Here is a 24,922-nt window from a genome sequence, read left to right on the forward strand (position 1 = left end):
GGCATCGAGGGGCGCGAACGCCTTCGGCAGAGCCCACCGCCCCTGCCCGCCGGCAGGGCGATGTGAGCCTCAGGCAAAACTGGCAAGGCCTTTGCAGTTCCTCCTGCAGACTCCTGCGTAGCGCGCCAACGGCGGCGGGCCGCGGATCACGGACAACGGCGTCCGCTCGAACACCTGCATACCCGGTGTTCTGGCGACGCCGTTTTTGTTTTGCCTCTTATCAAGGACAACTCCATGAGTGAGCGTGATTCCAAAGACCCGGTTAACAACAGCCGTCGCAACTTCCTCAAGCAGTCCATCGCCGTCGCCGGCACCGTCGGTGGTATCACCGCGCTGGGGCTCTCCGCCCCCGGCTTCCTGCGCAGCACCGCCTGGGCCGCAGGCTCGGATGCACCGGAAAAGGCTGCCCTGAAGGTGGGTTTCATTCCGCTGACCGACTGCGCCTCGGTGGTGGTCGCCGCCACCCAGGGCTTCGCTGCCAAATACGGCTTGTCCATCACCCCCAGCAAGGAAGCCTCCTGGGCCGGCGTGCGCGACAAGCTGAACACCGGTGAACTGGATGCCTCGCACGTCCTCTACGGGATGATGTACAGCTCCCAGCTCGGCGTGGCCGGCCCACAGAAGGACATGGCCGTGCTCATGGGCCTGAACCAGAACGGCCAGGCCATCACCCTGTCCAGGCAGCTCAAGGAAGCAGGCGTGACCAACGGCGAACAGCTCGCCGCGCACATCAAGAAAGGTGGCAATCCGCTGACCTTCGCCCAGACTTTCCCCACCGGCACCCACGCCATGTGGCTGTACTACTGGCTGGCCAGCCATGGCATCAACCCCATGAGCGACGTCAAGACCATCACCGTGCCGCCACCGCAGATGGTCGCCAACATGCGCGTCGGCAATATGGACGGCTTCTGCGTCGGCGAGCCGTGGGGCGCGCGGGCGATCTTCGACAAGATCGGCTTCACCGCCGTGACCACCCAACAGATCTGGGCCGACCATCCGGAGAAGGTGCTGGGCTGCTCGCGCGATTTCGTCGAGCAGAACCCCAACACCGCTCGCGCCCTGGTCATGGCTCTTCTCGACGCCAGCCGCTTCATCGAGGCCAGCGAGGAGAACAAGAAGGCCACTGCCAAGCTCATCTCCGGCAAGGCCTATGTCAACGCGCCGACAGAAGTCATCGAGCAGCGCTTCCTCGGCAACTATGAGGATGGCCTGGGCAACAGCTGGCAGGACAAGCACGCCATGGCCTTCTGCAAAGAGTGCAGCGTGAACTTCCCCTACCACTCCGACGGCATGTGGTTCATGACCCAGTTCAAGCGCTGGGGCCTGATCAAGGAAGACCCCGACTACGCCGCGGTGGCCGCCAAGGTCAACCAGACCAAGCTCTTCGCTGAAGCCGCCAGCGCCCTCGGCCTGCCCGTGCCGCTGACCCAGATGCGCAGCAGCACCCTGATCGACGGCAAGCTCTGGGACGGCTCCAACCCTGCCGCCTATGCCCAATCCTTTGCGATAAAAGCCTGATAGCGGAGGCCCAGAATGAACGCTCCCCTGATAACGCCACTGACCGTGGCCAACAAAGTCGCGCCCAGCGCGGCTCCGCGCCAGGCCCTGCCTGGCGCGGAGGCCTTGGCCACACTGGCGAAAGCCGTGATTGCGCCCCTGCTCGGCATTCTGCTGTTCATCGGCGTCTGGGCCCTGGTCGCCGCGCGCAGCGAAGGCCTGCCGGGGCCGCTGTCCACCTGGTATTCGGCGCTGGAACTGTTTGCCGATCCGTTTTACGACAACGGTCCGAACGACATGGGCATCGGCTGGAACATCCTCCACTCGCTCGGTCGCGTCGGACTGGGCTTCGGCCTGGCGGCGCTGATTGGCATTCCGCTGGGCTTCGCCATCGGCCGCTTCGCCTTCCTGGCCAAAATGCTCTCGCCGATCATCAGCCTGCTGCGTCCTGTCTCTCCGCTGGCCTGGCTGCCGATCGGCCTGCTGGTTTTCGAGGCCGCCGGCCCCGCCTCGATTTGGGTGATCTTCATCAGCTCGATCTGGCCGATCATCCTCAACACAGCGGCAGGCGTGGCCAGCGTGCCGCAGGACTACCTGAACGTGGCCAGGGTGCTGAAGCTCTCGGAGTTCAAGGTGCTGACGCGCATCCTCTTCCCCGCCGTGCTGCCACACCTGATGACCGGCATCCGCCTGGCCATCGGCGTCGCCTGGCTGGTGATCGTCGCCGCAGAAATGCTCACCGGCGGCACTGGCCTGGGCTTCTGGGTGTGGGACGAGTGGAACAACCTCAACGTCGAGCACATCCTCATCGCCATCATCATCGTCGGCCTCGTCGGCTTGGCGCTGGAGCAGAGCCTGGTGTGGCTGGCCAAGCGTTTCGATTACAGCAATTGAACATTCCTCCGGGGGCGAGCGGCATTCGCCAGCAAGCTGGCTCCTACCAAGAGCGGGAGAACCGTAAATGGAAAAATTCGTGGAGCTGACCCGCGTCAGCAAGCATTTCGACACCCGCAAAGGCCGCTTCCAGGCCCTCTCGGACGTCAACCTGAACATCTCCCGTGGAGAGTTCGTCTCGCTGATCGGCCACTCCGGCTGCGGCAAATCCACCGTGCTGAACCTGATTGCCGGTCTGCTGGAGGCCAGCGAAGGCGGGCTGATCTGCAACGGCCGTGAGATCGACGGCCCCGGGCCGGAGCGTGCGGTGGTGTTCCAGAACCACAGCCTGCTGCCCTGGATGACCTGTTTCGGCAATGTTTTCCTGGCCGTGGAGAAGGTCTTCAGCGGCAAGGAAAGCAAGGCGCAGCTCAAGCAGCGCACCAGCGCCGCGCTGCACATGGTGGGCCTGGACCATGCCATGCACAAACACCCCAACGAGATCTCCGGCGGCATGAAACAACGGGTCGGCATCGCCCGCGCCCTGGCCATGGAACCCAAGGTGCTGCTGATGGACGAACCCTTCGGCGCGCTGGACGCCCTCACCCGCGCGCACCTGCAGGACGAGCTGCTGCGCATCGTGGGCGAAACGCAAAGCACCGTGGTGATGGTCACCCATGATGTCGACGAGGCCGTGCTGCTATCCGACCGCATCGTGATGATGACCAACGGCCCCGCTGCCACCATCGGCGATATCGTGCAGGTCGACCTGCCCCGCCCGCGCGACCGCCTGACCCTGGCCAACGATGCGCGCTACCACCAGTACCGCACCGCCGTGTTGGAGTTCCTCTACCAACGCCAGCAACGCCCCGCGGCCTGAGCCCCAGCCCCTCCGCCAGGCCCGGCCTTGAGCCGGGCTTTTCTTTGCCCGCCGTTCCGTGTCCGCGTCGCATCAATTCCAGGCCATGCCGATCGAACCTCCCAGCACCTGCACTTATTCAATGCGGAATGAGCTAGGGCGGTGCATCGCTTAATCGCCAAGTGTTCTTAAAGAAACAAGAAATACTTAACAATCAACAACTTGACCAAAATGGCACGTTGCCTGCTATGACCCTCCCCGGTCAGCACAACGGCGTGTCTGCCACTCAACCGACAACGACGTCACCGTTCCCCCTCCACTTCAGGAGCGCGGGCACCGTGGCGTTTTTTTTTGCGCAATTTGGCAAACAGGAAATCCGTTATGCGCATGATCAAGCTGTCCCTGCTGTCGCTGGCCGTTACCGCTACCACCTTCAGCCACGCCGCACTTGCACAAGAGGATCTCGGCAATCTGCTCACCCAGGGCAAGCCGATCCTCGACGCCCGCTACCGCTTCGAGAACGTCGACCAGGATAACGCCCTGCGTGACGCCAACGCCCAGACCCTGCGCACCCGCGTCGGTTTCCAGAGCGGCAAATGGTACGGCCTGTCCGGCCTTGTCGAAGTCGACAACGTCAGCCGCCTGGGTGACGCCGCCTACAACGACACCCGCAACGGCCAGAAGGAATACGCCATGGTCGTGGACCCGGACGGCACCGAGTTCAATCAGGCCCTGGTTCGCTACGACCACCAATACGGCAATGGCGTGTTCGGTCGCCAGCGCATCAATCTGGACAACCAGCGCTTCATCGGTGGAGTGGCCTGGCGGCAGAACGAGCAGACTTACGACGGCGCGCTCGCCCAGCTGAAACCGCTCGACGGCCTGACCCTGACCTACGCCTACGTCGACAACATCAACACCATCTTCGGCCCGGACAACGGCCGTTACGACAACCGCACCAACCCGGCCAACATCGAAGGCCACAGCCACCTGATCAATGCCCAGTACGTGGTCATGCCGGAACTGACGGTGACGGCCTACGGCTACCTGCTCGGCCTGGACAACATCGCCGTGACCACCACCGCCCCGCTGGGCAGCCTCTCCAGCAAAACCAGCGGCCTGCGCCTCAACGGAATCGTCGCGGGCTTCAGCTACGCGCTGGAGTACGCGCAGCAGAAGGACTACGCCGACAACCCGGTCGACCTGGACAGCGAGTACTACCTGGCTGAGTTGGGCTACACGCTCAAAGGCGTGCAACTGAAGGGCGGCTACGAGGTGCTCGGCGGCGACAACGGCACCGGCAACCGCGCCTTCCAGACGCCCCTGGCAACCAAGCACATCTTCCAGGGCTGGGCCGACCAGTTCCTCACCACGCCCGCCGACGGCATCGAGGACGCCTATATCGGCTTCACCGCGCCGTTGGCCGGCGGGACCCTGCAGGCCTGGTACCACGACTTCAAAACCGAGCGGAACAGTGACAGCTACGGCGATGAAATCGACCTGTCCTATGCCCACCCGATTCCGGGCGTGAAGGGCCTGGTCGGCCTGGCCAAGTACGCCAGCTACAGCTCGGACGACGAGGCCCGCACCGTCGATACCGACAAGGTCTGGCTGCAATTGCAATACACCTTCTGACCTTTGCCTGCCCGCCAAGGGCACTGCAGCGGAGTGCGGTTGATGCCGCGCTCCGCCCCTTCAGAACGAGACCATGAGCATGAGCGAGAGCCCTACCATGACGTTTTCCCGGCGCGAACTCGACGCATCCGCTCTCGGGGCCGGGCCCCTCGGTCCGCTGTTTGAGCCGGGCATCGCACTGCTGGCCAGTACCCCCGCGCCGGTGTGGTTGCCCATGAGCGCAGCCTTCGCGGCGTCCGCCCTCGCTTATGCCGGCCTGAATGGCGGAGCCTTCGGCTTGCTCATCGCCTCGCTCTACCTGGGCGCGGCCCTGCACCTGCATCTGCGCCGCTGTCGCGCCAGCGAGCACTTCTGGTTCGAGGAACTGGCCCGGCTGTTGCGCGCGCGAGTAAATGAGGATTCCGCCGGCCTGCTGGTGCTTTGCAACGAGCATCTGCGCGGCAGCGAGCGTCTTCACAGCGAGGTCCGCTTCGCGGGCCAGGCGCTGGAGCAACTGGCGCAAAAAGCACATACCCAGGGCAGCGAACAGAGCCAGCGGGTCAGCATGATCGCCGCCGCCAGCGAACAGATCGAACGCAGCCTGGAGAGTGTCGAGGTCCTGGTCGAAGACGCCCGGCAAGCCTTCTCCAGCGCCCTCGCCCAAGGCGAAGAAGGCCGCCAGGCAGCGCAGGAGCTGGGCGTCGGGATGAGCGAGATACGCGATAGCCTCGGCAACACCGCCCAGGCTGTGAAACACCTCCTGCACAGCACCGCCCTGGTCGAGCAATCGGTGCAGGGAATCCAGGACCTTGCCAAGCAGACGCAACTGCTCGCCCTCAACGCCTCGATCGAGGCAGCCCGAGCCGGAGAGCAAGGCCGTGGCTTCGCGGTGGTGGCGGAGGAAGTCCGGCGGATGGCGTCGGCAACCGATGCAACAACGCGTGACATCACCAGCGCGGCGACCTCCATTGCGACGGCCGTCCACCAGGTGGATCGCGAGGTTGGCCACCACAGGGAGCTGCTGGAGCGCGGCAGCGAGCACAGCTATCGGTTGGCCGTCAGCCTCGATCGCCTCGCCCAGCGCAGCCAGGAGAATCTGCAAAGCTTCAGCAGCATGCAGCACGCGCTGGGCGACCATCACCAGGCCAACCAGGACCTGTGTGAACAGTTACAGCAGATCAGCGACAGCCTGCAGGCGCAGAGCGTGCAGACCCGCAGCCTGCACGACCTGACCCGCCACTTGGCGCGCTTGACCGGCGAGGCCGCGCGATGACCGAACAATCCATTCAAACCTTGTTGCCCCTGGGTCTCCTGATCCTCGGCTGCACGATTGCGATGCTCGCTGGCCGAGCGAAATGGCAACGCAACGAACAGGAACTGAGCCAAATGCTGCTGCGCGGCCTTGAGCTATTGCAGGGCGTCCAGCGTCATCGCGCCCTCGGCGGGCAGACTGGCCGTGAAGCCGTGCAGCGCTGCCAGGAACTGGTTGCACAACTCGGCCCCGCGTGGCGTGATTGGACGGACAAGGCACATCTCCTGACCTGGAACGATTTGCAGCGCACGCCGGGTGATTTCGAAGGACACTGCCGCCTCCTCGAACGCTTGCTCGGGCGTATCCAACATCTGGAGTATCGGCGTTGCTACCTGCTCAAGACCGCGCCGGTGATCGCCGAACGTTGCTGGCAAGTCGAAGACCTGGGGCGCCTGCGCGGACTCTCGATACGCGCAGCAGCACAGCAGCAATGCCCTTTGGAACTGCGCATCCAGTTGCAGTACTTGCACGACCGCCTCCATACCGACGCGGATCGACCGTTGCACGAAGCCCTGACGCGCCTGCGCCATGAACTGCTCCGACAGGGCGAACCGGGCATCCAGCCCACGCAGCTCTATGCCCTGCTCACACCACTGATCGATAGCCGCATCGAGGGGATTCGCCGAACGCTGGGCCACTAGCTGGCGCGAGATCGAGAGCCGCTCAACCTGGGCATGGCGGACCACGGCGTTTGACGCCACGCGTGGGTTTCACCAAGCTACCCGCCTTGATTCGTCCACCAGGAACACCACCACGTGATTGCCCCCTTCTTCCGCTGGGGCCGGCTATTGCTGTGCTCGGCTCCCCTCATTGCCCTGCTGGCGGGATGCGACGGCGACAAGCCCAGCCCCCCGCCGCCGAAAGTCTCCCCCTACGCCAAAGCCGCCTGGAGCGACTTGCCCGCCACCGGCGATCAAGACCTCATCAGCGGCTTCAACGCCTGGCGCTCGGCCTGCGCACGACTGGCCAAGGACCCGATCTGGGCCGCGCCGTGCAGCACCGCTGCCACCGTGCCGGAAAGCGCCGAGCCAATTCGGACCTTCCTCAGCGCGCAACTCGACGTTTATAGCCTGCGCTCGGCCAAGAACAGCGCTCAGGGCTTGATCACCGGCTATTATGAGCCCGTCTACCCGGGCAGCCTGGAGCGCAGCGAGCACACCCACGTGCCGGTCTATGGCATCCCCGACGACATGATCGTCGTGGCGCTCGACAGCCTCTACCCCGAGCTCAAGGGCAAGCGCTTGCGTGGTCGCCTCGAAGGGCGCGTACTCAAGCCTTATGACGATGCGGCCACCATCCGCAGCCAGGGCGTGAACGCCCCGGTGCTGGCATGGCTGAGCGACCCGATGGATCTGCAGTTCCTGCAGATCCAGGGCTCCGGTCGCATCCAGCTGGACGATGGCCGGCAGCTGCGCGTCGGCTACTCGGACCAGAACGGCCACCCATACCGGCCCGTGGGTCGTTGGTTGGTCGAGCAAGGTCAGCTCAAGCGAGAAGAAGTGAGCATGGGCAAAATTCGAGAATGGGCCCAGGCGAACCCCGAGCGCGTGCCTGAGCTATTGGCGAGCAACCCCAGCTATGTGTTCTTCACCCAGAACCCCGACAGCAACGAAGGCCCACGTGGGTCGCTCAACGTGCCGCTGACGGCCGGCTACAGCGTGGCCATCGACCGCAAGGTGATTCCGCTTGGCAGTCTGCTCTGGCTATCGACCACACGACCGGATGGCAGCCCGGTGACCCGGCCCGTGGCCGCCCAGGACACTGGCGGCGCCATTGCCGGCGAAGTCCGCGCCGACCTGTTCTGGGGCACTGGCGCCGAGGCCGGTGAACTGGCGGGCAACATGAAGCAGCAAGGACAGATCTGGATGTTGTGGCCAAAAGGCGTCGCGTTGCCCAACGCCCAGTGAGGGCGTTGGATCAAGCGGCGTAGCCTGGCCCCCACGGTGGAGAACCGCTGAGCGGATACTCCACCGTACAAGGCCCCACTATCGAGCTCGCTGATGGACTGTAGGAGCGAGCTCTGCTGGCACCCGGCAACGAACCTCGGCAGAGCCGAACGGATCGTCCGTCAGTTGATGAAGCGGGCGATATCGGCGCGATTGAGCTCGGTTCGGCTCTCTTCGTACCAGGACGGAATGGCTTCCTTGAGACGGTCCTTGGCACCTTCAAGCTTGAACGGCATGGTGTAGCGCTTCTTGCGATAGGCGTAGATGTAGTAAACGCCGTCGCGATACAGGATACGGTCGAAGGTGTAGAAGCCGATGTGCGAGCCATTGCAGCGGGCCGTGAGCACGACGTCGCCCTCTTCGTACGGCAATGCTCCTTCGGCGCATTCGTAGGTGAAGAACTCCCGCACGTCGTCCCAGGCAACACCATCACTGCTGGACTTGAGGTACTTGCGCGCTTCGTCCTCGGACGCTTCGGAATGGTCGCTGTACCAGATGAACAGCGGAATGCTCTGGTTGGAGTCATCCCCCAGCCAGCTTTCGCTGTCCAGGTATTCCGAAGTCCGCGCCAGACCCGCCTGCATACGGCGGTGGTTGACCCGATATTCCTCCAGCGCATCCTCGAATGCCTGGGAATGACTGCAAGCCATGACGCCGTCAGTTGCCTTCAGGGCTTGGACCTTGTCCATATAGGCCTGGTAGAGATCGGCATCCTGTATGACCACGCAGGTATCACGAACCAGGCTGAGACCAACCTGGGTGAGATTGGCGCTGCCCACGATCACGACGTCAGGCTCGATCAGATAGAGCTTCCAGTTGACGCTGCCCTGGTAGCGAAAATCCACCGACAACGAAAGCCCCTCATCGGCCTCGTTCACGCAAAAGTCGATGAAATCCGGCGAAGTGAACGAGTTGATGCTGCCGACAACGATATCCAGTTGGTTGCCGTTCTCGCGCAGTGCGCCGAGCAGGGGCTCGGTGCCGCTCGCAAAGGCGGAAACGATCGTGATCCTCTTGTCGACCAGTTCACTGAGGTAACCCTCGAGGTTGTCTTGGTGATCCAGGATTTCCATACAGTCTCCAGCAAATTAAGTCCTGCAGATGGCGCATTTTCGCACGGGCGCGGTCCTGAATTCTTGTTTTTCCTGACGGGGAGTGTGTGGTTCTTGTTTCCCCAATGGAAAATGTTGCGTTGACAACAGCGACTGAAGCCCGAAAAGCACCAGAGGCTGCACGGCAACGCACCGACGAAGGGACGGTCCCAGAGCTTTGGGGGTCGTCAGGTCAAACCTATAATGAAAAAGCGGGGTAATAGTGGGGGACGGCGTGGAGGATTGGCCATGCGTATCCTCAAATTCCTGTTCCTGATCTTCGCCTGCTTAGTGGCAGGCCAGGCCCTCGGTCAGCAACCCTGGGCCAGCAGCAACGGCAGCGGCGAGATGATGTTGGCCTGGAACGGCGGCGGTCACGGCGCCCGCTTCCACCGTCCCTACTACGGCCACAAGTATTACGCCCCGCGCCACAGGGGCTTCAAGCATCACCACCATCCGCGAGTCATCATCTCGCCACATGTGGGATTCGTCATCGGGCCACAGCCTTACTACTACGATCGCTACTACTACCCCCATCGCCCACGGGTGGTGATCCAGTATTACGACCCGCGCTTTGGCGTGTTCTTCGGCACCGAGTTCAGGAACTACTGATAGCCTGCAGCGCCCTTTGCGAAGAATCACAAGGGCGCTGGCCGGCGCTCACCACTGAAGCGGCCCAACCTGGGAGCAAAGACAAGTCGGGCCGCGTTGCTTGCTGTTCACTTGCCCTCCCCTCCAAGCCTGCCTATCCAGCGTCCCGTCACGGTCATTCCCGTGATTGGGTTTGGCGCCCCATTGGCAGCAGGCGCGATTGCACCTGATGGTGTATGAGAAAGCAGCGGATGCTTTGGCAGCCTGCCGCCGAGGTGGTGGCGAGGCTGAAAACGAAAGCACCGCCCAGGGGGCGGCGCTTTCTTTGTGGAATGCGATGAGAGGAGCGAAGCCCGACGGGCTCGGGTGCTGATGGTTGCTTGCCAGTCGACTTCAAAGCGGCGAATTACAGCCAGGGCCAGCAGCGGACATAGCCTTATCGCAGCAGCGGTGACAATAAGGGAGCTCGTTGCTCGGGCCCAACTGCTGCAGAGGCTACCTCGCACCGTTCGTGCCACCTATTCCTCAAAGCGACTCGTGGCGTCACGATCGCGCTCGTATCGTCTCGCCAGCGGAAACGGAGGCAACCAGGACTCGCGACGGATGATCCAGCTTTCGTAGGTTGGCATCAGTTGGTCAGGGGCATCCAGGGATCCCAGGTTCACTTCGATTTCGTCGGCAGTGCGTGCGAACACGGACGAGCCGCAGCGGGGACAGAAAAACCGCCCGGCATAGTCGCGTGTTTCGCCTTCAATCGTCACCGCATCCTGAGGGAATACCGCGGATGCGTGAAAAAGCGCCCCATGATGCTTGCGGCAGTCGAGACAGTGACAAAGGCCGACCCGGTATGGGAGTCCCGACGCCACAATTCGGACGTTGCCGCAAAGGCAACCGCCCCTGAATCGCTCCATGCTGCGTCTCCTCTAAAATCAAGCGATCGGAATGCTTACGACGAGCCCTGTCGGGCATTCATGAAAGATTCGCCAGCCTTTTCGGCTGTAGGCTTTACAGCGGCGAGAAAATAAACCTTCGACTGCGCGTGCCGGAATCTTGTGAGCAGTATGTCGAGATCTATAAAGCAGGCGTCCACGATGCTCCACCCGCTGGGCCACGACGGGGCGATTCCGCGACGCTGCGAGGCTAGAGCATCTGATTGATGGCTACCGCAAGGCCGGCCTTCCCGAGTGACGCGCCGACGTGACCTCGCCGATGGCCATTATCGGTCGCTGTAAAATTAGCAGCTAAACGACTGCAAAGGCCGACTTCTGCCGGTCATGACTGACAGAGATCGGTCAGCAGCGACGCTTCAGATTCACGGACCGCTTGGCCGCTTCGGCTGTGAGCGGAAGCGTCAGCCGCGCGAAACGCAGGCCCCAACGTGCGCGGACGAGCTCAATCCCGGTCGGGCGCACCGAGCGGGAAGAGCGGCCGGTATGGGCGAGCTTCATCGACGGCCCGGGCGAACGAGGGGCGTGCCAGCAGGCGCCTGCGATACGCTCGAAGCACGGGGTAGACATCGGAGATGCGGTGCGTCCAGTCGGCGTAGAAAAGCGACGGCGCCGCCGCACAGTCAGCGAGCGTGAAATCTTCACCCGCCGCCCACAGCCTGTCGGCCAGATGCCCTTCGAGCCAGGCGTACGCGCGCTCCAGCTTCTCCACTGCGGTCTCAAGGCCGTCCCGGCGCTTCGTCGCGTCGCCCGTCAGAGCCCCACTGACCGCATGCTGCACCGGGCTCATCACATGGAGGTCGAAGAAGCGATCAAGGAAGCGCACGTCCAGGGCCGCCATCGGTTCGGTTGGCAACAAACGCAAAGGCCCCCCATGCGCCAATTGCAGATACTCGATGATGATGCTCGTCTCGGCGATGCTGCGCTCGCCATCGAGCAGCACAGGGAACTTGCCCAGGGGCCACAGCCGCAGCCAGTCCGCCGAGTGCTGTGGAGTGTCCGGCCCAAGGCAGCGAAACTCGAACGGCGTATTGTTCTCGTACAGCGCGATAAGGGCTTTCTGCGTGTACGAGGAGAAAGGATGACCGTAGAGCACGAGCGACATAGCTAGACCACCTGTTTCTGAGCACTTGCCAATCGCATTCCGCTTGCAGGCGATGCGCCGATGAAGGAATGCCCAGCCTTGCTCCGGACCTTCATGTCAGCCTTAGCCTAGACGCGGATGGTTTGGAGGCAACCGAACCGTTCACGAATGACGGGCTACAGCCCCTTCGGAATGCGGTCCCCAGCCACTCCCAGATAGTGCCGTTTCCGCTGCCTACCTGGCATTGACATCGGTGAAGTGGATGGCGGCAATGGGTCGACTCAAACCGGTCTCCAACAGCGAGGCAGCCTGGATCTCCCTTGGTGGACACCACTCTTGCTGTCTACCGGCTCTCCAGGAGGCCCACTTCGGGGCGAGGTCATTTGCCAATGAACTCGCACCCGCAGGATCGGTGCTCAAAAGCACTCGATGCGGTTGCGGCCGCTGCGTTTGGCGCGGTACAGCGCCATATCGCTGCGCGAGAGTGCGGACTCGGCGGTGGCGTCATCGGCGTCGATGGCCGTAATGCCGACACTGATGGCCAGGGAGATTCGCTCGTCGCCATGCAGCAGGGGTGACTCGGCGAGTTCGTGCTGGATGCGCTGGGCGAAGGTCTTGGCCTCGTCGATATTCGCGTTGCTCAGCACCACTGCGAACTCTTCACCCCCCATCCGGCCAGCAGCATCGGTCTTGCGCAGCTGCGCACACAGGATCCTCGCGAAATGGCGCAAAGCCTGGTCGCCGACGGAGTGGCCCCAGCGGTCGTTGATTGACTTGAAATGATCCAGGTCGAACATGAGGATAGCTGCGCAATGGTCTGCGGAGCGCTGCACTCGGGCCAGTTCGGCTTCGAGCTGGTGCATGAAATGCCGGCGGTTGGACAGCTGGGTAAGGAAGTCCGTAGTGGCGAACACCTGCAGCTCGGCCTCGATCTGCTTGCGTTCGGTGATATCGGTGATGAAGCCGTGCCAGAGCACGCCACCATCCTCCAGCCCCCTGGGACGCGCATCGCCCTGGCGCCAGAGGATCCCCTGCCCCGGCAGCTGCACACGGTACTCGAGGTGCCAGGGTGTCAGGTCGCTCGCGGAGACTTCGAAGGAAGCCAGGTATCGCGGCAAGTCGTCCGGGTGGATGATTGCATGCAGCGCCTCCGCGCTTCCGGCCAGTTGCTCCGGCGTGAGTCCGTAGATGTCCCGAACCCCGGCACTGACATAGGAGAAGCGCGAGGTGCCGTCCGGCTGCCGACGGTACTGGAAGACCATGCCCGGTATCTCGTTGGTCAGGTCGGTCATCAGCTCGGCGGTCTGCTGCACCCGCTCCGACAGGGTGCGCATGGCGGTGATGTCCGTGGTCGTGCCGATCATGCGCAATGGTTTGCCGGCCCCATCGCGCTCGACGACCTTGCCGCGGCTGCAGACCCATTTGTAGCTACCGTCCCGGCAGCGGATGCGGTGTTCCACTTCGTACGCGTCGGTTCGCTGCTCGAAGTGAGCCAGGATGGTCGCTCTCACATAATCGAGGTCCGCCGGGTGGACACGGGTATAGCTCTCCTCGATGCGATTGCCGACTTCGTGCTCGGCATACCCCAGCATCGCTTTCCAACCGGTGGAGTAATGAATCTCGCCGGTCGCCACGTTGCGGTCCCAGATACCGGTACCGCTTCCGGCCATGGCGAGCGCCATGCGCCTTTCGCTTTCGCGCAACGCATCGAGTTCCCGCTGAAGGTGGGTGTGCGTCTCTTCCCGCGCAAGCATGTCAGCTGCCAATTGGGCGAGTTCGCGAAACACGTGCTGCTGGGTTGCGTCCAGTTCACGGGGTTGGTCGTGCAGCAGGCACAACATGCCCAGCAGGCCGCCATCCGGGCCCCGCAGCGGGCAACCGGCAAAAAAACGCACATGGGGAGCAGCCACTACCAGGTCGTGATCACGGAAGCGCTCGTCGCAATGGGCGTCGGGGACGACAAGGAGCACGTCGGCGCCTCCCCAGGGCTTGCCGAAGCAACCAATCCGGGATGCATTGCTGAAGGCCATGCCGTCGCATGTCCTGACCTCTTGCCGGTCTTCGATGCCAGTCGTGACCAGCACAGCCATGACGCCGAAATGGCATCTGGCCAGGCGTGCCAGACCATCGAATCGCTCATCGTTGGCGCTCTCCGGCACCTTGAGAGAGTACAAGGGCTGCATCTGGACTCTGCTTCGCCAGGACTGTAATGAGCCGCCTGGCGTTTATCGGCCATAGGAGTCTGCAGTCTACCCATAATGGCGATCTAACGTCATGACCCCCGAGAAAGTGCTGACAGCTTTGTAGGGGGATTCTCTTCAAGACGTCTCAGACACGTAGCCCGGACTTCAGTCCGGGGGCTTGGTACAGGCATTCCCAGGACTGAAGTCCGGGCTACGTTTGCAGGATCAGCGCTCAGATACCTGCAAATTACCCACAATGCCTTCCTCTTTCGCGCGGCGGCGGGTCACCAGCAGGCCGGAGCACACCACGAGGATGCTCAGCACGGCGGTGGCGAGGACTTCGATGCGGTGATCCGGACGGAACAGCATCACCACCAGCACGCTGACGATGAAGGCGATCACGCCCCAGGTCAGCCAGGGGTACAGCCACATGCGGTATTGGATCGGCTTGCCCTCGGCGATCATCCGCTTGCGCATGCGCAGTTGCGAGATGGCGATGACCAGGTACACCAGCAGGGCGATGGCGCCGGAGCTGGCCATGAGGAAGCCGAACACCTTGGCGGGCACCAGGTAGTTGGCGATCACGGTCAGGAAGGCGGCGGCGGTGGACAGCAGCACGGCGTAGATCGGGGTGCCGGTGCTGGTGGTGACGCGCGCGCAGGCCGGTGCATCGCCGCGACGGCTCAGGGAATAGAGCATGCGCGAGGCGGTGTAGAGCGAGGAGTTGAGGCAGCTGGTCACCGAGGTCAGCACGACGACGTCGATGATGGCCTTGGCATGCGGCACGCCGAGGGTGTCCAGCACTGTGACGTAGGAGCCTTCGGTGGCCAGGCGTGGATCGGTCCAGGGCACCAGGGCGACGACGATGAAGATCGAAAGGATGTAGAACAGGGTGATCCGCCAGATTACCGAGTTGGTGGCCTTGGATATCTGCTTCTCAGCCGCATCGGACTCGGCCGCGGCGATGGTCACCACTTCCGCGCCAAGGAACGAGAACATGGTGATCAGCATGGCGCTGAGTACGGCACCGAAGCCGTTGGGCATGAATCCGCCGGTGTCCCACAGTCGCGAAACGCCGCTGACGCCTGTGTTCGGCAGCAGGCCGAGGATGGCGCAGGCACCGAGGATGATGAAGCCGACGATCGCCGCCACCTTGACCAGCGCCAGCCAGAATTCGAACTCACCGTAGTTCTTCACGCTGAACAGGTTAGTGGCAGTGAGCAATAGAGTGATCACAAGCGACAGCACCCAGATATCCAGTTGCGGTACCCAGGTGTTGATGATGGTGGCGGCGATGTTGGCTTCGATGGGGATGATCAGGACCCAGAACCACCAATAAAGCCAGCCGATGGTGTAGCCGGCCCACTTGCCAATGGCTTGATCGGCGTAGGTGGAAAAGGAGCCGCTATCCGGCGAGGCGACGGCCATTTCGGCCAGCATGCGCATCACCAGGACGACCAGCGCACCGGCGAAGATGTAGGCCAGGATGGTGGCCGGACCGGCTTCGGCGATGGCGCGGCCGGAACCGACGAAGAGGCCGGCACCGATGACACCGGCGATGGACAGCATGGTGACATGCCGCGATTTCAACCCATGACTCAGGTTGTTCTTGTGAGTCTGCATGGCATTACCTTTGTTGTTGTCATGCCCGTGAGAGCAGCGTCGGCACCCGCAGGAGCCTGACGCGAAATCAAAAAAAGCCCGTCCTGCCCGGGACGGTTTCCGGGGCAGGGACGGGTTGAGCAATAGACCAGGGGTGACGCTCGGAAGCCTTAAGCCAGTTCGTCGAAGCACTCGCCAATAATGGCCAGGCCGCGCTCGAGGTCGGCGTCGCTGACAGTCAGCGGCACGAGGATCCGCAGGACGTTGTAGTAGGTGCCGCAGGACAGCAGGATCAGGCCCTTCTCGCGCGCCTTGGCGACGATCTTGCCGGTCAGCTCGGCCGCTGGCTTGGCCAGATCGCCGCCTTCGAACAGCTCGACTGCGACCATCGCGCCCAGGTTGCGAACCTCGACGATGCTGGCATGGCGCTCGCCGATCTTGCGCAGGCCAGTGGTGAGGATTTCACCCACGGACTTGGCACGGTCCAGCAGCTTTTCGTTCTCGAAGGCTTCGATCACCGCCAGGGCCGCGGCGCAGGAAACCGGGCTACCCGCGTAGGTGCCGCCCAGGCCGCCCGGGGCAACGGCGTCCATGACCTCGGCACGGCCAGCGACACCGGCCAGCGGGAAGCCACCGGCGATGGACTTGGCGAAGGTGGTCAGGTCCGGGGCTACCCCCATCTGCTCCATGGCGAAGAAGGTGCCGGTACGGCCAGCGCCGGTCTGCACTTCGTCGGCGATCAGCAGGATGCCGTGCTGGTCGCACAGGGCGCGCAGGCGGGCCATGAAGTCCTTGGGTGCGACGTTGAAGCCGCCCTCCCCTTGCACCGGCTCGAGGATGATCGCGGCGATGTCGCTGGGAGCGGCGTCGTTCTTGAAGATGCGCTCGATGCTGGCCATGGCCTCGTCGACCGAGATGCCATGCAGGGCGTTCGGGTACTGCGCGCGGTACACGCCGCCCGGCATCAGGCCCATGCCGGCGGAGTACGGCACCACTTTGCCGGTCAGCGACAGGGTGTACTGGGTGCGGCCATGGTAGGCGCCGGTAAAAGCGATCACGCCGTTACGGCCAGTGGCGGCGCGGGCGATCTTGATCGCGTTTTCCACCGCTTCGGCGCCGGTGGTGACCAGCAGGGTTTTCTTCTCGAAGTTGCCCGGCACCAGTTGGTTGATCTTCTCGGCCAAGGTCACGTAGGGCTCGTAGCCGAATACGTGGAAGCAGGTGTGGGTCAGTTTCGCCAGTTGCTCCTGCACGGCAGCCATGACGCCCGGGTGCAGGTGGCCAGTGTTGAGCACGGCGATGCCGCCAGCGAAGTCGAGGTACTCACGACCTTCGACGTCCCACACGGTGGCGTTCTCGGCGCGCTCGGCGAATACCTGGTGGATCTGGCCGACGCCACGGGGAATGGCAGCCATGCGGCGTTGTTGCAGGCTCTGGTTGGTGTTCATTTTCGCTCCAATTGACGCTTGATGAATGTCCGCCGTGATTACACGCCGATGCACAGGTATTTGATTTCCAGGTAATCCTCGATGCCGTACTTGGAGCCTTCACGGCCCAGGCCCGAAGCCTTGATGCCACCGAATGGCGCGACTTCGTTGGAGATGATCCCGGTGTTGATTCCGACGATGCCGTACTCCAGCGCTTCGCCCACGCGGAACACGCGGCCCAGGTCGCGGGCATAGAAGTAGGCGGCCAAGCCGTACTCGGTGTCGTTGGACATGGCGATCACGTCGGCCTCGTCCTTGAAGCGGAACAGCGGCGCCAGCGGGCCAAAGGTCTCTTCCTTGGCCACGGCAGCATTGTTCGGCACGTCGATCAGGATGGTCGGCTCGAAGAAGGTGCCGCCCAGGCTGTGCGGGTTGCCACCGGCGACAACCTTGGCACCTTTGCTGACCGCGTCCTGGATATGCTCCTGGACCTTGGCCACGGCCTTCTCGTCGATCAGGGGACCGGTGGTGACGCCGGCTTCCAGGCCATTGCCGATATTCAGGCGGGCGACAGCGGCCTTCAGCTTGTCGACGAAGGCGTCGTACACGCCGTCCTGGACGTACAGGCGGTTGGCGCAGACGCAGGTCTGGCCATTGTTGCGGTACTTGGAGACCAGCGCGCCTTCGACGGCGGCGTCCAGGTCAGCGTCATCGAAGACGATGAACGGTGCGTTGCCGCCCAGTTCCAGGGACACCTTCTTGATGTCCTTGGCGCATTCGGCCATCAGCTGGCGGCCGATTTCGGTGGAGCCGGTGAAGGTCAGCTTGCGTACGATCGGGTTGCTGGTCAGCTCGCCGCCGACTTCGCCAGCGCTGCCGGTGACCACGCTCAGCACGCCTTTCGGGATGCCGGCGCGCTCGGCCAGTTCGGCCAGGGCCAGGGCGGAATACGGGGTCTGCGAAGCAGGCTTGAGCACCATGGTGCAGCCGGCGGCCAGGGCCGGGCCGGCCTTGCGAGTGATCATCGCCGAGGGGAAGTTCCACGGGGTAATCGCCGCAGTGACACCGATCGGCTGCTTGATCACCATCAGGCGCTTGTCGGCCTGGTGGCCGGGGATCATGTCGCCATAGACACGCTTGGCCTCTTCACCGAACCACTCGAGGAAAGACGCCGCGTAGGCGATCTCGCCGCGGGACTCCACCAGTGGCTTGCCCTGCTCCAGGGTCATCAGGCGAGCCAGGTCTTCCTGATGCAGCATCATCAGTTCGAACCAACGGCGCAGCTTGTTGGCGCGTTCCTTGGCGGTCAGCGCACGCCAGGCCGGCAACGCACGCTCGGCGGCCTCGATGGCGCGGCGGGTTTCGACCGCGCCCATCTTCGGCACGCTGCCGATGATTTCGCCGGTAGCCGGGTTGTTGACCTTGAGGGTCTGGCCGTTATCGGCATCGACCCAGACGCCATCGATGTAGGCCTGCTGGCGGAACAGGTTGGAATCGTTGAGTTGCACGCTTGTCATCCTCATGTGTCGGGGCGGTGACGTCGGCTCAGCCGGCGGCCCGCTGGTTGTTATGAGTGGCTGGCTTTACGAAGGCAGCGCCCTGGCTGGCGATCTGCTCGCGGACCTTCTCGACGATGTAGGCGCCGATCGGGATGGCCGAGGTGGCGGCCGGTGACGGCGCGTTGCACACGTTCACGCTGCGCGCGGTGTTGACGAACAGGAAGTCGTCGATGAGCTTGCCCTCGCGGGAGACCGCCTGAGCACGCACGCCGGCCGGGTATTCGGTGAGGTCGCCCTTGGTGATGCTGGGGCAGTACTTTTGTACTTCCTTGAGATAGCCGCCCTTGAACAGGGAGTTCTTCATCTCGATCAGGCCGGGACGCAGGTTCTTCGCCAGCACCTTGAGGATGCCGGGCGAGGTCAGGGTCTCGAACATGTCGGAGAAGGAGATATCGGACTTGCGATAGCCCTCGCGCTTCATCGCCAGCACCGCATTGGGGCCGACGGTGACGGTGCCGTCGATCATCCGGGTCAGGTGCACGCCGAGGAACGGCATGGATGGGTCGGGGATCGGGTAGATCAAGTGGTTGACGATCTGGTTGTGTTTCTTCGGCAGCAGGTAGTACTCGCCACGGAAGGGACAGATGATGAACTGCGGCTCGACGCCGAGCATGCGCACGATGCGGTCGGCCATCAGCCCGGAGCACGTCACCAGGTAGCGGCCACGGAACTCATCGGTGGTGGTGCGCACCACGACTTCGTCGGCGCGCTCGTCAAGGGCGACCACTTCGGCGTTGTAGCGGATCTCGCCACCGGCGGCCTGGAACTCGCGCCCCATGGCAGCGGTGACCTCGGCATAGCTGACGATGCCGCTGGACGGCACGAAGATGCCACCCATGCCGACGATGTTCGGCTCGCGCTCACGCAGTTCGGCCGCCGACAGCCATTCACGTTTCAGACCGTTGGCCGCGGTGCGTTCCCAGAGCGCGTGCATCCGCTCCATTTCCAGCTCGTTGGTGGCCACCAGCAGCTTGCCGCACTCGTCGTAACGGATGCCGTGCTTGTCGCAGAAGGCCTTGGTCGCCTTGTTGCCTTCCAGGCAGAAGCGCGCCTTGAGGCTGCCCGGGGTGTAGTAGACGCCAGCGTGGATCACACCGCTGTTGTGGCCGGTCTGGTGACGGGCCGGGCCGGATTCCTTCTCCAGCAGGAGAATCTTCGCGTCCGGGTAGACCTGGGTCAGTTGCATGGCCGTGGACATACCCACGATGCCGCCGCCGATGATGATGAAGTCGTACACAGCCATTACCTCGCGCACTGGCGTAGCTGAAAACTGCCTGCAGGAGCGGGCTTGCTCGCGAATGTCCGTGCGCGGGACCTTCGCGAGCAAGCGCGCTCCTACAACTGTTGCGCGCGGCGAAGGACAACCCTCCGCCGCGCTCCATTGATTATTGACCGCGCTGGTACATCGGCTTCTGGAAGCTGATGTAGCCACGCTGGCGCATCAGCTCACGACGCAGGCCGTCGTGCGGGATGAAGCGGTCGCGACCGTGCAGCCAGAACAGGTTGTTGATCAGCAGGAAGCTGCCCACCGGCACCGGGATCGACAGTTTCTGCTCGCTGCCCTCGATGGATTCCGACAGGGCGTGCAGCCAGACGCCTTCCTCGAAGTTGGCCGGCTGCACGAACTGGTCGATGTAGCGCATGGTCGGGCGGCCTTCGGCGTCGATATCGAACACCGAGTGGAACACGTCCTTGGTGGTGTTCTTGCTCGGCGGCGCGGTCCAGCGCATGTCACGGCGAGCCAGCGGGTGGGTGAAGAACGCGTCCAGATCTTCCCAGTCGTCCAGGTGCAGCAGCAGGGAGTTGCCACCTTCCATGTTCTTCTCGTCGATCTTCAGCATCAGCACGTAGTCGGTGATCTGGTCGACGAAGGTACCGTCGTTGTGCAGCTCCATCACGCGGTGCGGCTGGCGCAGGTAGCTGTCGGAGTTATCGGTGTTCACCACCACGAAGCGGGCGTAGTACTGGCCACTCATGGCATCGAAGTTGGAACGACCGATCAGGTGTGCACAGGCGGTGGTGAACTTCACCATGTCCTCGGCCTGGGAAACGTCATCCAGGCCTTCAGGCTTGATCAGCATCCCGCCAGTGGAACGGCCGAGGATGGTGTTCAGCAGGACCGGGCGCAGGGTGCCTTCGCACAGGTCATCGAGAATCTGGCCAACGCGGAAGCGCAGGAAGGATTTGTACTCCAGCGCCTGGACCGGCCACTCGGCCACGGCCTTGACGAAAGCTTCGACCGTTTCGCGGGCGAAGGTCAGCTCGAGGAGGCGGGGCGACTGCTTCGAGGGTGTGACGGTGTAACCCCGGGTCTCGAGCGGCAGTGGCATCACAAGGTCCTCGATCTTCGTAAAGGCGTTCATGGCGGTGTCCTGACATTGGTGTTGGATTTCGCCGTCCAGCAATGATCTGGATCAGGCGGGCGATTCAAAAATATCGCCACTAAACAAAAATGTCTACATTTTTATCAAACGAATTCAAAACACACGTTTGTCTATTGTTTTTCGTCTATACGACGTTTGGGTATGATCCGCAAAACGCTTTGAGGAACAGGACCTTGGAAGCTCTCGCTCCCCGTCAAAACTCAGCATTCAGCGGATATGAGTGGCTCAAGCAGGACATCATCCGTGGCGTGTTCAAGCCCGGAGAGAAGCTGCTGATGAGTGCCCTGAAGGAACGCTACGACCTGGGCGTCGGCCCTCTGCGTGAGGCGCTGTCGCAACTGGTAGCCGAGCACCTGGTGGTCGCCATCAGCCAGAAGGGCTATCGCGTCGCCCCGATGTCGCTGGAAGAAATGAAGGACATCTACGATGCCCGCGCCAACCTGGAGGCGATGATCGTCAGCCTGGCCATCGAGCGTGGCGACGACGCCTGGGAGGCTTCGGTTCTGGCCAGCTCGCACACGCTGGCCAAGGTGATGGAAGTGAAGACCCGCGAGCAGCGCCTGGATATTTGGGACGAACGCCACAAGGCGTTCCACTCTGCCATCGCCTCCGGTTGCGGCTCCAAACATCTGCTGCAGGCGCGCACCTATCTGTTCGACCAGGCCGAGCGCTACCGCCACCTGTGGCTGACGCAGACGGTGTTCTCGGAACAGGCCCTGGAGCTCAAGCGCCAGGAGCATGCCTCACTGGTCGAGGCCATCCTTGCCCGTGACGCAAAGCGCGCCAGCGAGATGATGCGCAGCCACCTGATGACCCCGGTGCCGATCATTGCCGAGATCATGCAGGCGGGTGGCCTGGGTAACGCCGCGCGCTGATTGGAATGTTCTTGGGGCCGCTGCGCGGCCCTTTGCGAATGAATTCGCCCCCACAGCAAAAACTCGCCCCGAGCACAGCACCATCGGGGGAGTGAGTTCATTCACGGAGATGGCCAACGGCCTGCCCTGACCTGTACACCCAAGCGCAAAAACCCATGCGCCAAACGCAAATTCAGCTCGACCGGATTTCCTTACTGTTTCGGAGCCTCTCACTCCAACAACAAGAAAGGTACGGTCATGGCTGGTGCACTCTCGAACAACGATTCATCCCCTGAACAATCCCAAGGCGCAGTGCCGGACTCTCAGCGGCTCAGCCGTGGCTCATTGACGATGGCCTGGTGGGGCATTTGCAGTGCGATGTTCTACCTGGTGGTCGCCGCCGCCCTGGCCATGGGCTACGGCACGGTGAACGCCATCATCGGTCTGGTGCTGTCGGTGATCAGCTACGGCGTGATCAATGCGGTCATCACCCGCCACGCCATCGCCACCGGGTTGTCGGTGGCGCAGTTCTCCCAGGTGCTGTTCGGCAAGACGGGCGCGGCGCTGGCCACGCTGATCTTCAGCGCTACGGCGATCTATTACAGCGTCTTTGAAGGCTCGGTCATGGCGGTGGCGCTGCAGCACTACTTCCCCGCCATCGGCCTGCATGCAGCCTTCCTGCTGGTGGTCTGCTACAGCGTGCTGCTGATCTTCGGCAACGCCATGCGCTGGCTCGACAAGCTCAACGGCGTGCTGCTGCCCTTCTACCTGCTCGGTCTGGTGGCAGCGGTGGCAATGGCCATCGCCGAGTACGGCTACTCGCCCGCCTGGCTGGCCATGGCACCGGCAGGTGGGCCGGTCGAGCACGGCTGGTGGAACTGCTTCACCTACTTCATGGGTGTGTGGGTTCTGATGATGTACACCTGGGACTACGCCCGCTTTGGGCGCCAGGAAGACAGCAACTATCACGCCCGCTTCAACTTCGGCATGCCGTTCTATGCCGTGGCCTTCCTGCTCAACGGTCTGGTGGGCATTTTCCTCGCCGCCACCATTCCGACCGAAGGCGGCTTGAGTGAAGTCTCGGTGGTGCTGGCGATCATCAAGCTGATGGGCCTGGGCGGCCTGCTGTTCGTCTGGATCAGCCAGACGCGTATCAACACCGGCAACTTCTTCCTCGCCGCCACCAACATGCAAGCCTTCTTCGCCCACCTGGGCCTGGCGCGAGTGCCCTATGTAGTCTGGGCGCTGTTGAGCGGCGTAGTGGTCTACCTGCTGATGTTGCTCGACGTGTTCAGCTACATCCTCCAGGCGCTGGCCTACCAGAGCATCTTCATTGTCGGCTGGGTGGCGATCACCCTGGCGCACATCCTCTTCTCGCGCACCGCGCAGTACTGCCTCGACGGCTTGCCAGCCTTCCGCGCCCGCGGCCTGTTCGCCTGGTTCGTCTCGGCGTCGGTCGGTATCGCCCTGCACATCAGTGGCAATGCCGACCTGGCGACCAGCTCTGCGCCAGCAGCCTTCCTGGTGGCCTTCGTCGGCTACCTGGCGGTGCCCGTGCTGTTCCGCCGTGCCCTGCCCCAGGGCGATCTCGGCTGATATCCCCCGGCCGCCTCCGGGCGGCCCTTTACTCCGCAGCCCACAACAAGAACACCGGAGCGGTCAATGAACCTGCAACACACTCGGCTTAACTCGATTTTTGCAACCTTGCTCGCCATCGGCCTCGCCCTGCCAGCCAGCGCCGTGGAAATTACCGACAACCTCGACCTCGGCGGTGCCATCCGCGGACGCCTGGACTATGACCCGGACCGGGACCTTTCCAAGTTCAGCTTCGATACCTTCTTCCTCACGGCGGACTACCATTCCGACACCTGGATCGCCGCCGCCAAGTACCGTTTCTACGGCGATGCCTACCCGTTTGACTACACCGACAAAGTGGGCGACATCTCCTTCGCCGAGTACGCCTGGGTTGGCTACAAGTTCTCCCCTGAGCAGCAGCTGCAGGTGGGCCAGACGCCGATTCCCTTTGGCCTGCTGCCCTACTTCGGCAGCACCTTCTTCGAAAGCCTGGGCAACGTGATCGGCCTGGAAGACACCCAGAACATCGGCTTCAAGTACCTGCAACAGAGCGGCGACTGGGATCTGCAGGCGGCCTACTACCCGATCCCCGCCGAGCAGGGCGAAGGCACCAGCCGGGGCGGTCGCACCTATGGCACCAACGTGGCCACAGCCGATGATTATGTGGTCGACGGCAGCGACAACCACGAGCAGGACATCTTCGTCGGGCGCCTGGCGCGGCAATTCGAGGCCGGCGGCTGGAAATCGGAAATCGGCCTCTCGGGCCTCGCCTCGACGCTGGAGAACCAGGACACCGACCGCGACGGCCATCGTTATACCGCCGCCCTGCATTTCTCCGGCAAGCACGGCGCCTGGGGCGTACAAGCCCAGGCGGCAAGGCAGCAGATGACGCCGAAGAATCCGGGCGACGACCGCCTGGTGACCTTCGGTAGCTTCGACGGCACCTTCAACGTCGCCGCCAAGGGCAACCTCTACCTGGCCGACCTCAGCTACGACATCGCCGGGCAGTACGGCTGGCTGTCGGGTATCAAGCTCTACGCCAACTACAGCCTGTTCGACAAGGACGAGAGCGCCTTCCAGGACTCCCAACGCTTCATTGCCGGCAGCTCCTTCAGCTTCGGCCCACTGTGGATTGCCCTGGAATGGCTGCACGGCAAGAACGACCCGTACATCGGTGGCAGCAGCTACACCCAGAGCCTTGGGGCCGGCGGCAGCGACCGCTGGGAGAACCAGCTCTACAGCAACATTGGGTACTACTTCTAGCCGCCCGACCTGAGTCCGCTTGCTGGCGAAGGCGCAGGCCCATTCGCGAGCAAGCTCGCTCCTACCGACGAAAGATCAGCGTCCGCCTAGGTCTCTTGTAGGAGCCAGCTTGCTGGCGAAGGCGCTGGGCCCATTCGCGAGCAAGCTCGCTCCTACCGACGGAGGATCGGCGTCGGCCTGCGGCTCCTGTAGGAGCCAGCTTGCTGGCGAAGGTGCTGGGCCCATTCGCGAGCAAGCTCGCTCCTACCGACGGAGGATCGG

At 63.1% G+C, this 24,922-nt stretch carries 20 protein-coding genes; 11 read left to right on the plus strand and 9 right to left on the minus strand.

Annotated features, from left to right (window positions below; all coding sequences use genetic code 11):
- Positions 1–234: 234 nt before the first annotated feature.
- The 7 genes from J7302_RS12205 to mltA all read left to right on the plus strand — a co-directional run bounded on the left by J7302_RS12205 (position 235) and on the right by mltA (position 8,062).
- Complete coding sequence (locus tag J7302_RS12205) at positions 235–1,518, plus strand: CmpA/NrtA family ABC transporter substrate-binding protein (RefSeq protein ID WP_215374508.1); 1,284 nt, start codon at positions 235–237, stop codon at positions 1,516–1,518.
- A 15-nt stretch (positions 1,519–1,533) separates the two neighbouring features.
- Positions 1,534–2,391: a nitrate ABC transporter permease gene (gene ntrB, locus J7302_RS12210; protein ID WP_215374512.1), complete on the plus strand. Its 858-nt coding sequence runs from the start codon at positions 1,534–1,536 to the stop codon at positions 2,389–2,391.
- 67 nt (positions 2,392–2,458) lie between these two features.
- A complete protein-coding gene (locus J7302_RS12215) occupies positions 2,459–3,250 on the plus strand; it encodes an ABC transporter ATP-binding protein (protein ID WP_215374514.1) in 792 nt (263 codons plus the stop codon).
- Between the two features lie 360 nt (positions 3,251–3,610).
- Complete coding sequence (locus tag J7302_RS12220) at positions 3,611–4,864, plus strand: alginate export family protein (protein ID WP_215374517.1); 1,254 nt, start codon at positions 3,611–3,613, stop codon at positions 4,862–4,864.
- Positions 4,865–4,943: 79 nt separating this feature from the next.
- Complete coding sequence (locus tag J7302_RS12225; protein ID WP_251702022.1) at positions 4,944–6,116, plus strand: methyl-accepting chemotaxis protein; 1,173 nt, start codon at positions 4,944–4,946, stop codon at positions 6,114–6,116.
- Positions 6,113–6,796 (plus strand): hypothetical protein, encoded by a 684-nt coding sequence (locus J7302_RS12230; RefSeq protein WP_251702023.1) that lies wholly within the window; start codon positions 6,113–6,115, stop codon positions 6,794–6,796. The genes J7302_RS12225 and J7302_RS12230 overlap by 4 nt, the downstream gene beginning before the upstream one ends.
- 114 nt (positions 6,797–6,910) lie before the next feature.
- Positions 6,911–8,062 (plus strand): murein transglycosylase A, encoded by a 1,152-nt coding sequence (gene mltA, locus J7302_RS12235; protein WP_215374519.1) that lies wholly within the window; start codon positions 6,911–6,913, stop codon positions 8,060–8,062.
- Positions 8,063–8,223: 161 nt separating this feature from the next.
- Here mltA and J7302_RS12240 read toward each other — a convergent pair whose 3' ends face one another.
- Entirely contained in the window at positions 8,224–9,174 is a 951-nt protein-coding gene (locus J7302_RS12240; protein ID WP_215374522.1) for a phospholipase D family protein, read from the minus strand.
- Between the two features lie 267 nt (positions 9,175–9,441).
- Here J7302_RS12240 and J7302_RS12245 point away from each other — a divergent pair, with 267 nt between their 5' ends.
- Positions 9,442–9,804, plus strand: coding sequence for a hypothetical protein (locus J7302_RS12245; protein ID WP_215374525.1), 363 nt, complete (start codon positions 9,442–9,444; stop codon positions 9,802–9,804).
- Between the two features lie 497 nt (positions 9,805–10,301).
- Here the strand turns inward: J7302_RS12245 and J7302_RS12250 are convergent, their stop codons facing one another.
- From J7302_RS12250 to glaH, 8 genes are all read right to left on the minus strand, one after another.
- Complete coding sequence (locus tag J7302_RS12250; RefSeq protein ID WP_215374528.1) at positions 10,302–10,694, minus strand: GFA family protein; 393 nt, start codon at positions 10,692–10,694, stop codon at positions 10,302–10,304.
- A gap of 481 nt (positions 10,695–11,175) precedes the next feature.
- Entirely contained in the window at positions 11,176–11,835 is a 660-nt protein-coding gene (locus J7302_RS12255) for a glutathione S-transferase family protein (protein WP_215374531.1), read from the minus strand.
- A gap of 395 nt (positions 11,836–12,230) precedes the next feature.
- The gene (locus J7302_RS12260; RefSeq protein WP_215374534.1) at positions 12,231–13,997 is read right to left on the minus strand and encodes a sensor domain-containing diguanylate cyclase; all 1,767 of its coding nucleotides are present in this window, start codon (positions 13,995–13,997) and stop codon (positions 12,231–12,233) included.
- Between the two features lie 225 nt (positions 13,998–14,222).
- Positions 14,223–15,620: a GABA permease gene (gabP, locus tag J7302_RS12265; protein WP_215374537.1), complete on the minus strand. Its 1,398-nt coding sequence runs from the start codon at positions 15,618–15,620 to the stop codon at positions 14,223–14,225.
- Between the two features lie 149 nt (positions 15,621–15,769).
- A complete protein-coding gene (gene gabT, locus J7302_RS12270; RefSeq protein WP_215374540.1) occupies positions 15,770–17,047 on the minus strand; it encodes a 4-aminobutyrate--2-oxoglutarate transaminase in 1,278 nt (425 codons plus the stop codon).
- 38 nt (positions 17,048–17,085) lie between these two features.
- Entirely contained in the window at positions 17,086–18,534 is a 1,449-nt protein-coding gene (gene gabD, locus J7302_RS12275; RefSeq protein WP_215374543.1) for an NADP-dependent succinate-semialdehyde dehydrogenase, read from the minus strand.
- A gap of 37 nt (positions 18,535–18,571) precedes the next feature.
- The gene (lhgO, locus tag J7302_RS12280; RefSeq protein WP_215374784.1) at positions 18,572–19,822 is read right to left on the minus strand and encodes an L-2-hydroxyglutarate oxidase; all 1,251 of its coding nucleotides are present in this window, start codon (positions 19,820–19,822) and stop codon (positions 18,572–18,574) included.
- A 148-nt stretch (positions 19,823–19,970) separates the two neighbouring features.
- Positions 19,971–20,948 carry a glutarate dioxygenase GlaH gene (gene glaH, locus J7302_RS12285; protein ID WP_215374546.1) on the minus strand — a complete coding sequence of 326 codons (978 nt, stop codon included), beginning with the start codon at positions 20,946–20,948 and terminating at the stop codon, positions 19,971–19,973.
- Positions 20,949–21,142: 194 nt separating this feature from the next.
- Here glaH and csiR point away from each other — a divergent pair, with 194 nt between their 5' ends.
- The 3 genes from csiR to J7302_RS12300 all read left to right on the plus strand — a co-directional run bounded on the left by csiR (position 21,143) and on the right by J7302_RS12300 (position 24,661).
- Positions 21,143–21,844, plus strand: coding sequence for a DNA-binding transcriptional regulator CsiR (gene csiR / locus J7302_RS12290; RefSeq protein WP_215374552.1), 702 nt, complete (start codon positions 21,143–21,145; stop codon positions 21,842–21,844).
- A gap of 237 nt (positions 21,845–22,081) precedes the next feature.
- Positions 22,082–23,419, plus strand: coding sequence for a purine-cytosine permease family protein (locus J7302_RS12295; protein ID WP_251702024.1), 1,338 nt, complete (start codon positions 22,082–22,084; stop codon positions 23,417–23,419).
- Between the two features lie 66 nt (positions 23,420–23,485).
- Entirely contained in the window at positions 23,486–24,661 is a 1,176-nt protein-coding gene (locus tag J7302_RS12300) for a hypothetical protein (RefSeq protein WP_215374554.1), read from the plus strand.
- The last annotated feature ends 261 nt before the right edge of the window (positions 24,662–24,922 follow it).

This window comes from Metapseudomonas boanensis, assembly GCF_018704125.1.
Lineage (GTDB): Bacteria > Pseudomonadota > Gammaproteobacteria > Pseudomonadales > Pseudomonadaceae > Metapseudomonas > Metapseudomonas boanensis.

Excerpts from the sequence above, each read along its gene's own strand:
- J7302_RS12205 (WP_215374508.1), top strand. The coding sequence starts at position 235 with ATGAGTGAGCGTGATTCCAAAGACCCGGTTAACAACAGCCGTCGCAAC.
- ntrB (WP_215374512.1), top strand. The coding sequence starts at position 1,534 with ATGAACGCTCCCCTGATAACGCCACTGACCGTGGCCAACAAAGTCGCG.
- J7302_RS12215 (WP_215374514.1), top strand. The coding sequence starts at position 2,459 with ATGGAAAAATTCGTGGAGCTGACCCGCGTCAGCAAGCATTTCGACACC.
- J7302_RS12220 (WP_215374517.1), top strand. The coding sequence starts at position 3,611 with ATGCGCATGATCAAGCTGTCCCTGCTGTCGCTGGCCGTTACCGCTACC.
- J7302_RS12225 (WP_251702022.1), top strand. The coding sequence starts at position 4,944 with ATGAGCGAGAGCCCTACCATGACGTTTTCCCGGCGCGAACTCGACGCA.
- J7302_RS12230 (WP_251702023.1), top strand. The coding sequence starts at position 6,113 with ATGACCGAACAATCCATTCAAACCTTGTTGCCCCTGGGTCTCCTGATC.
- J7302_RS12240 (WP_215374522.1), bottom strand. The coding sequence starts at position 9,174 with ATGGAAATCCTGGATCACCAAGACAACCTCGAGGGTTACCTCAGTGAA.
- J7302_RS12245 (WP_215374525.1), top strand. The coding sequence starts at position 9,442 with ATGCGTATCCTCAAATTCCTGTTCCTGATCTTCGCCTGCTTAGTGGCA.
- J7302_RS12250 (WP_215374528.1), bottom strand. The coding sequence starts at position 10,694 with ATGGAGCGATTCAGGGGCGGTTGCCTTTGCGGCAACGTCCGAATTGTG.
- J7302_RS12255 (WP_215374531.1), bottom strand. The coding sequence starts at position 11,835 with ATGTCGCTCGTGCTCTACGGTCATCCTTTCTCCTCGTACACGCAGAAA.
- J7302_RS12260 (WP_215374534.1), bottom strand. The coding sequence starts at position 13,997 with ATGCAGCCCTTGTACTCTCTCAAGGTGCCGGAGAGCGCCAACGATGAG.
- gabP (WP_215374537.1), bottom strand. The coding sequence starts at position 15,620 with ATGCAGACTCACAAGAACAACCTGAGTCATGGGTTGAAATCGCGGCAT.
- gabT (WP_215374540.1), bottom strand. The coding sequence starts at position 17,047 with ATGAACACCAACCAGAGCCTGCAACAACGCCGCATGGCTGCCATTCCC.
- glaH (WP_215374546.1), bottom strand. The coding sequence starts at position 20,948 with ATGAACGCCTTTACGAAGATCGAGGACCTTGTGATGCCACTGCCGCTC.
- J7302_RS12295 (WP_251702024.1), top strand. The coding sequence starts at position 22,082 with ATGGCTGGTGCACTCTCGAACAACGATTCATCCCCTGAACAATCCCAA.
- J7302_RS12300 (WP_215374554.1), top strand. The coding sequence starts at position 23,486 with ATGAACCTGCAACACACTCGGCTTAACTCGATTTTTGCAACCTTGCTC.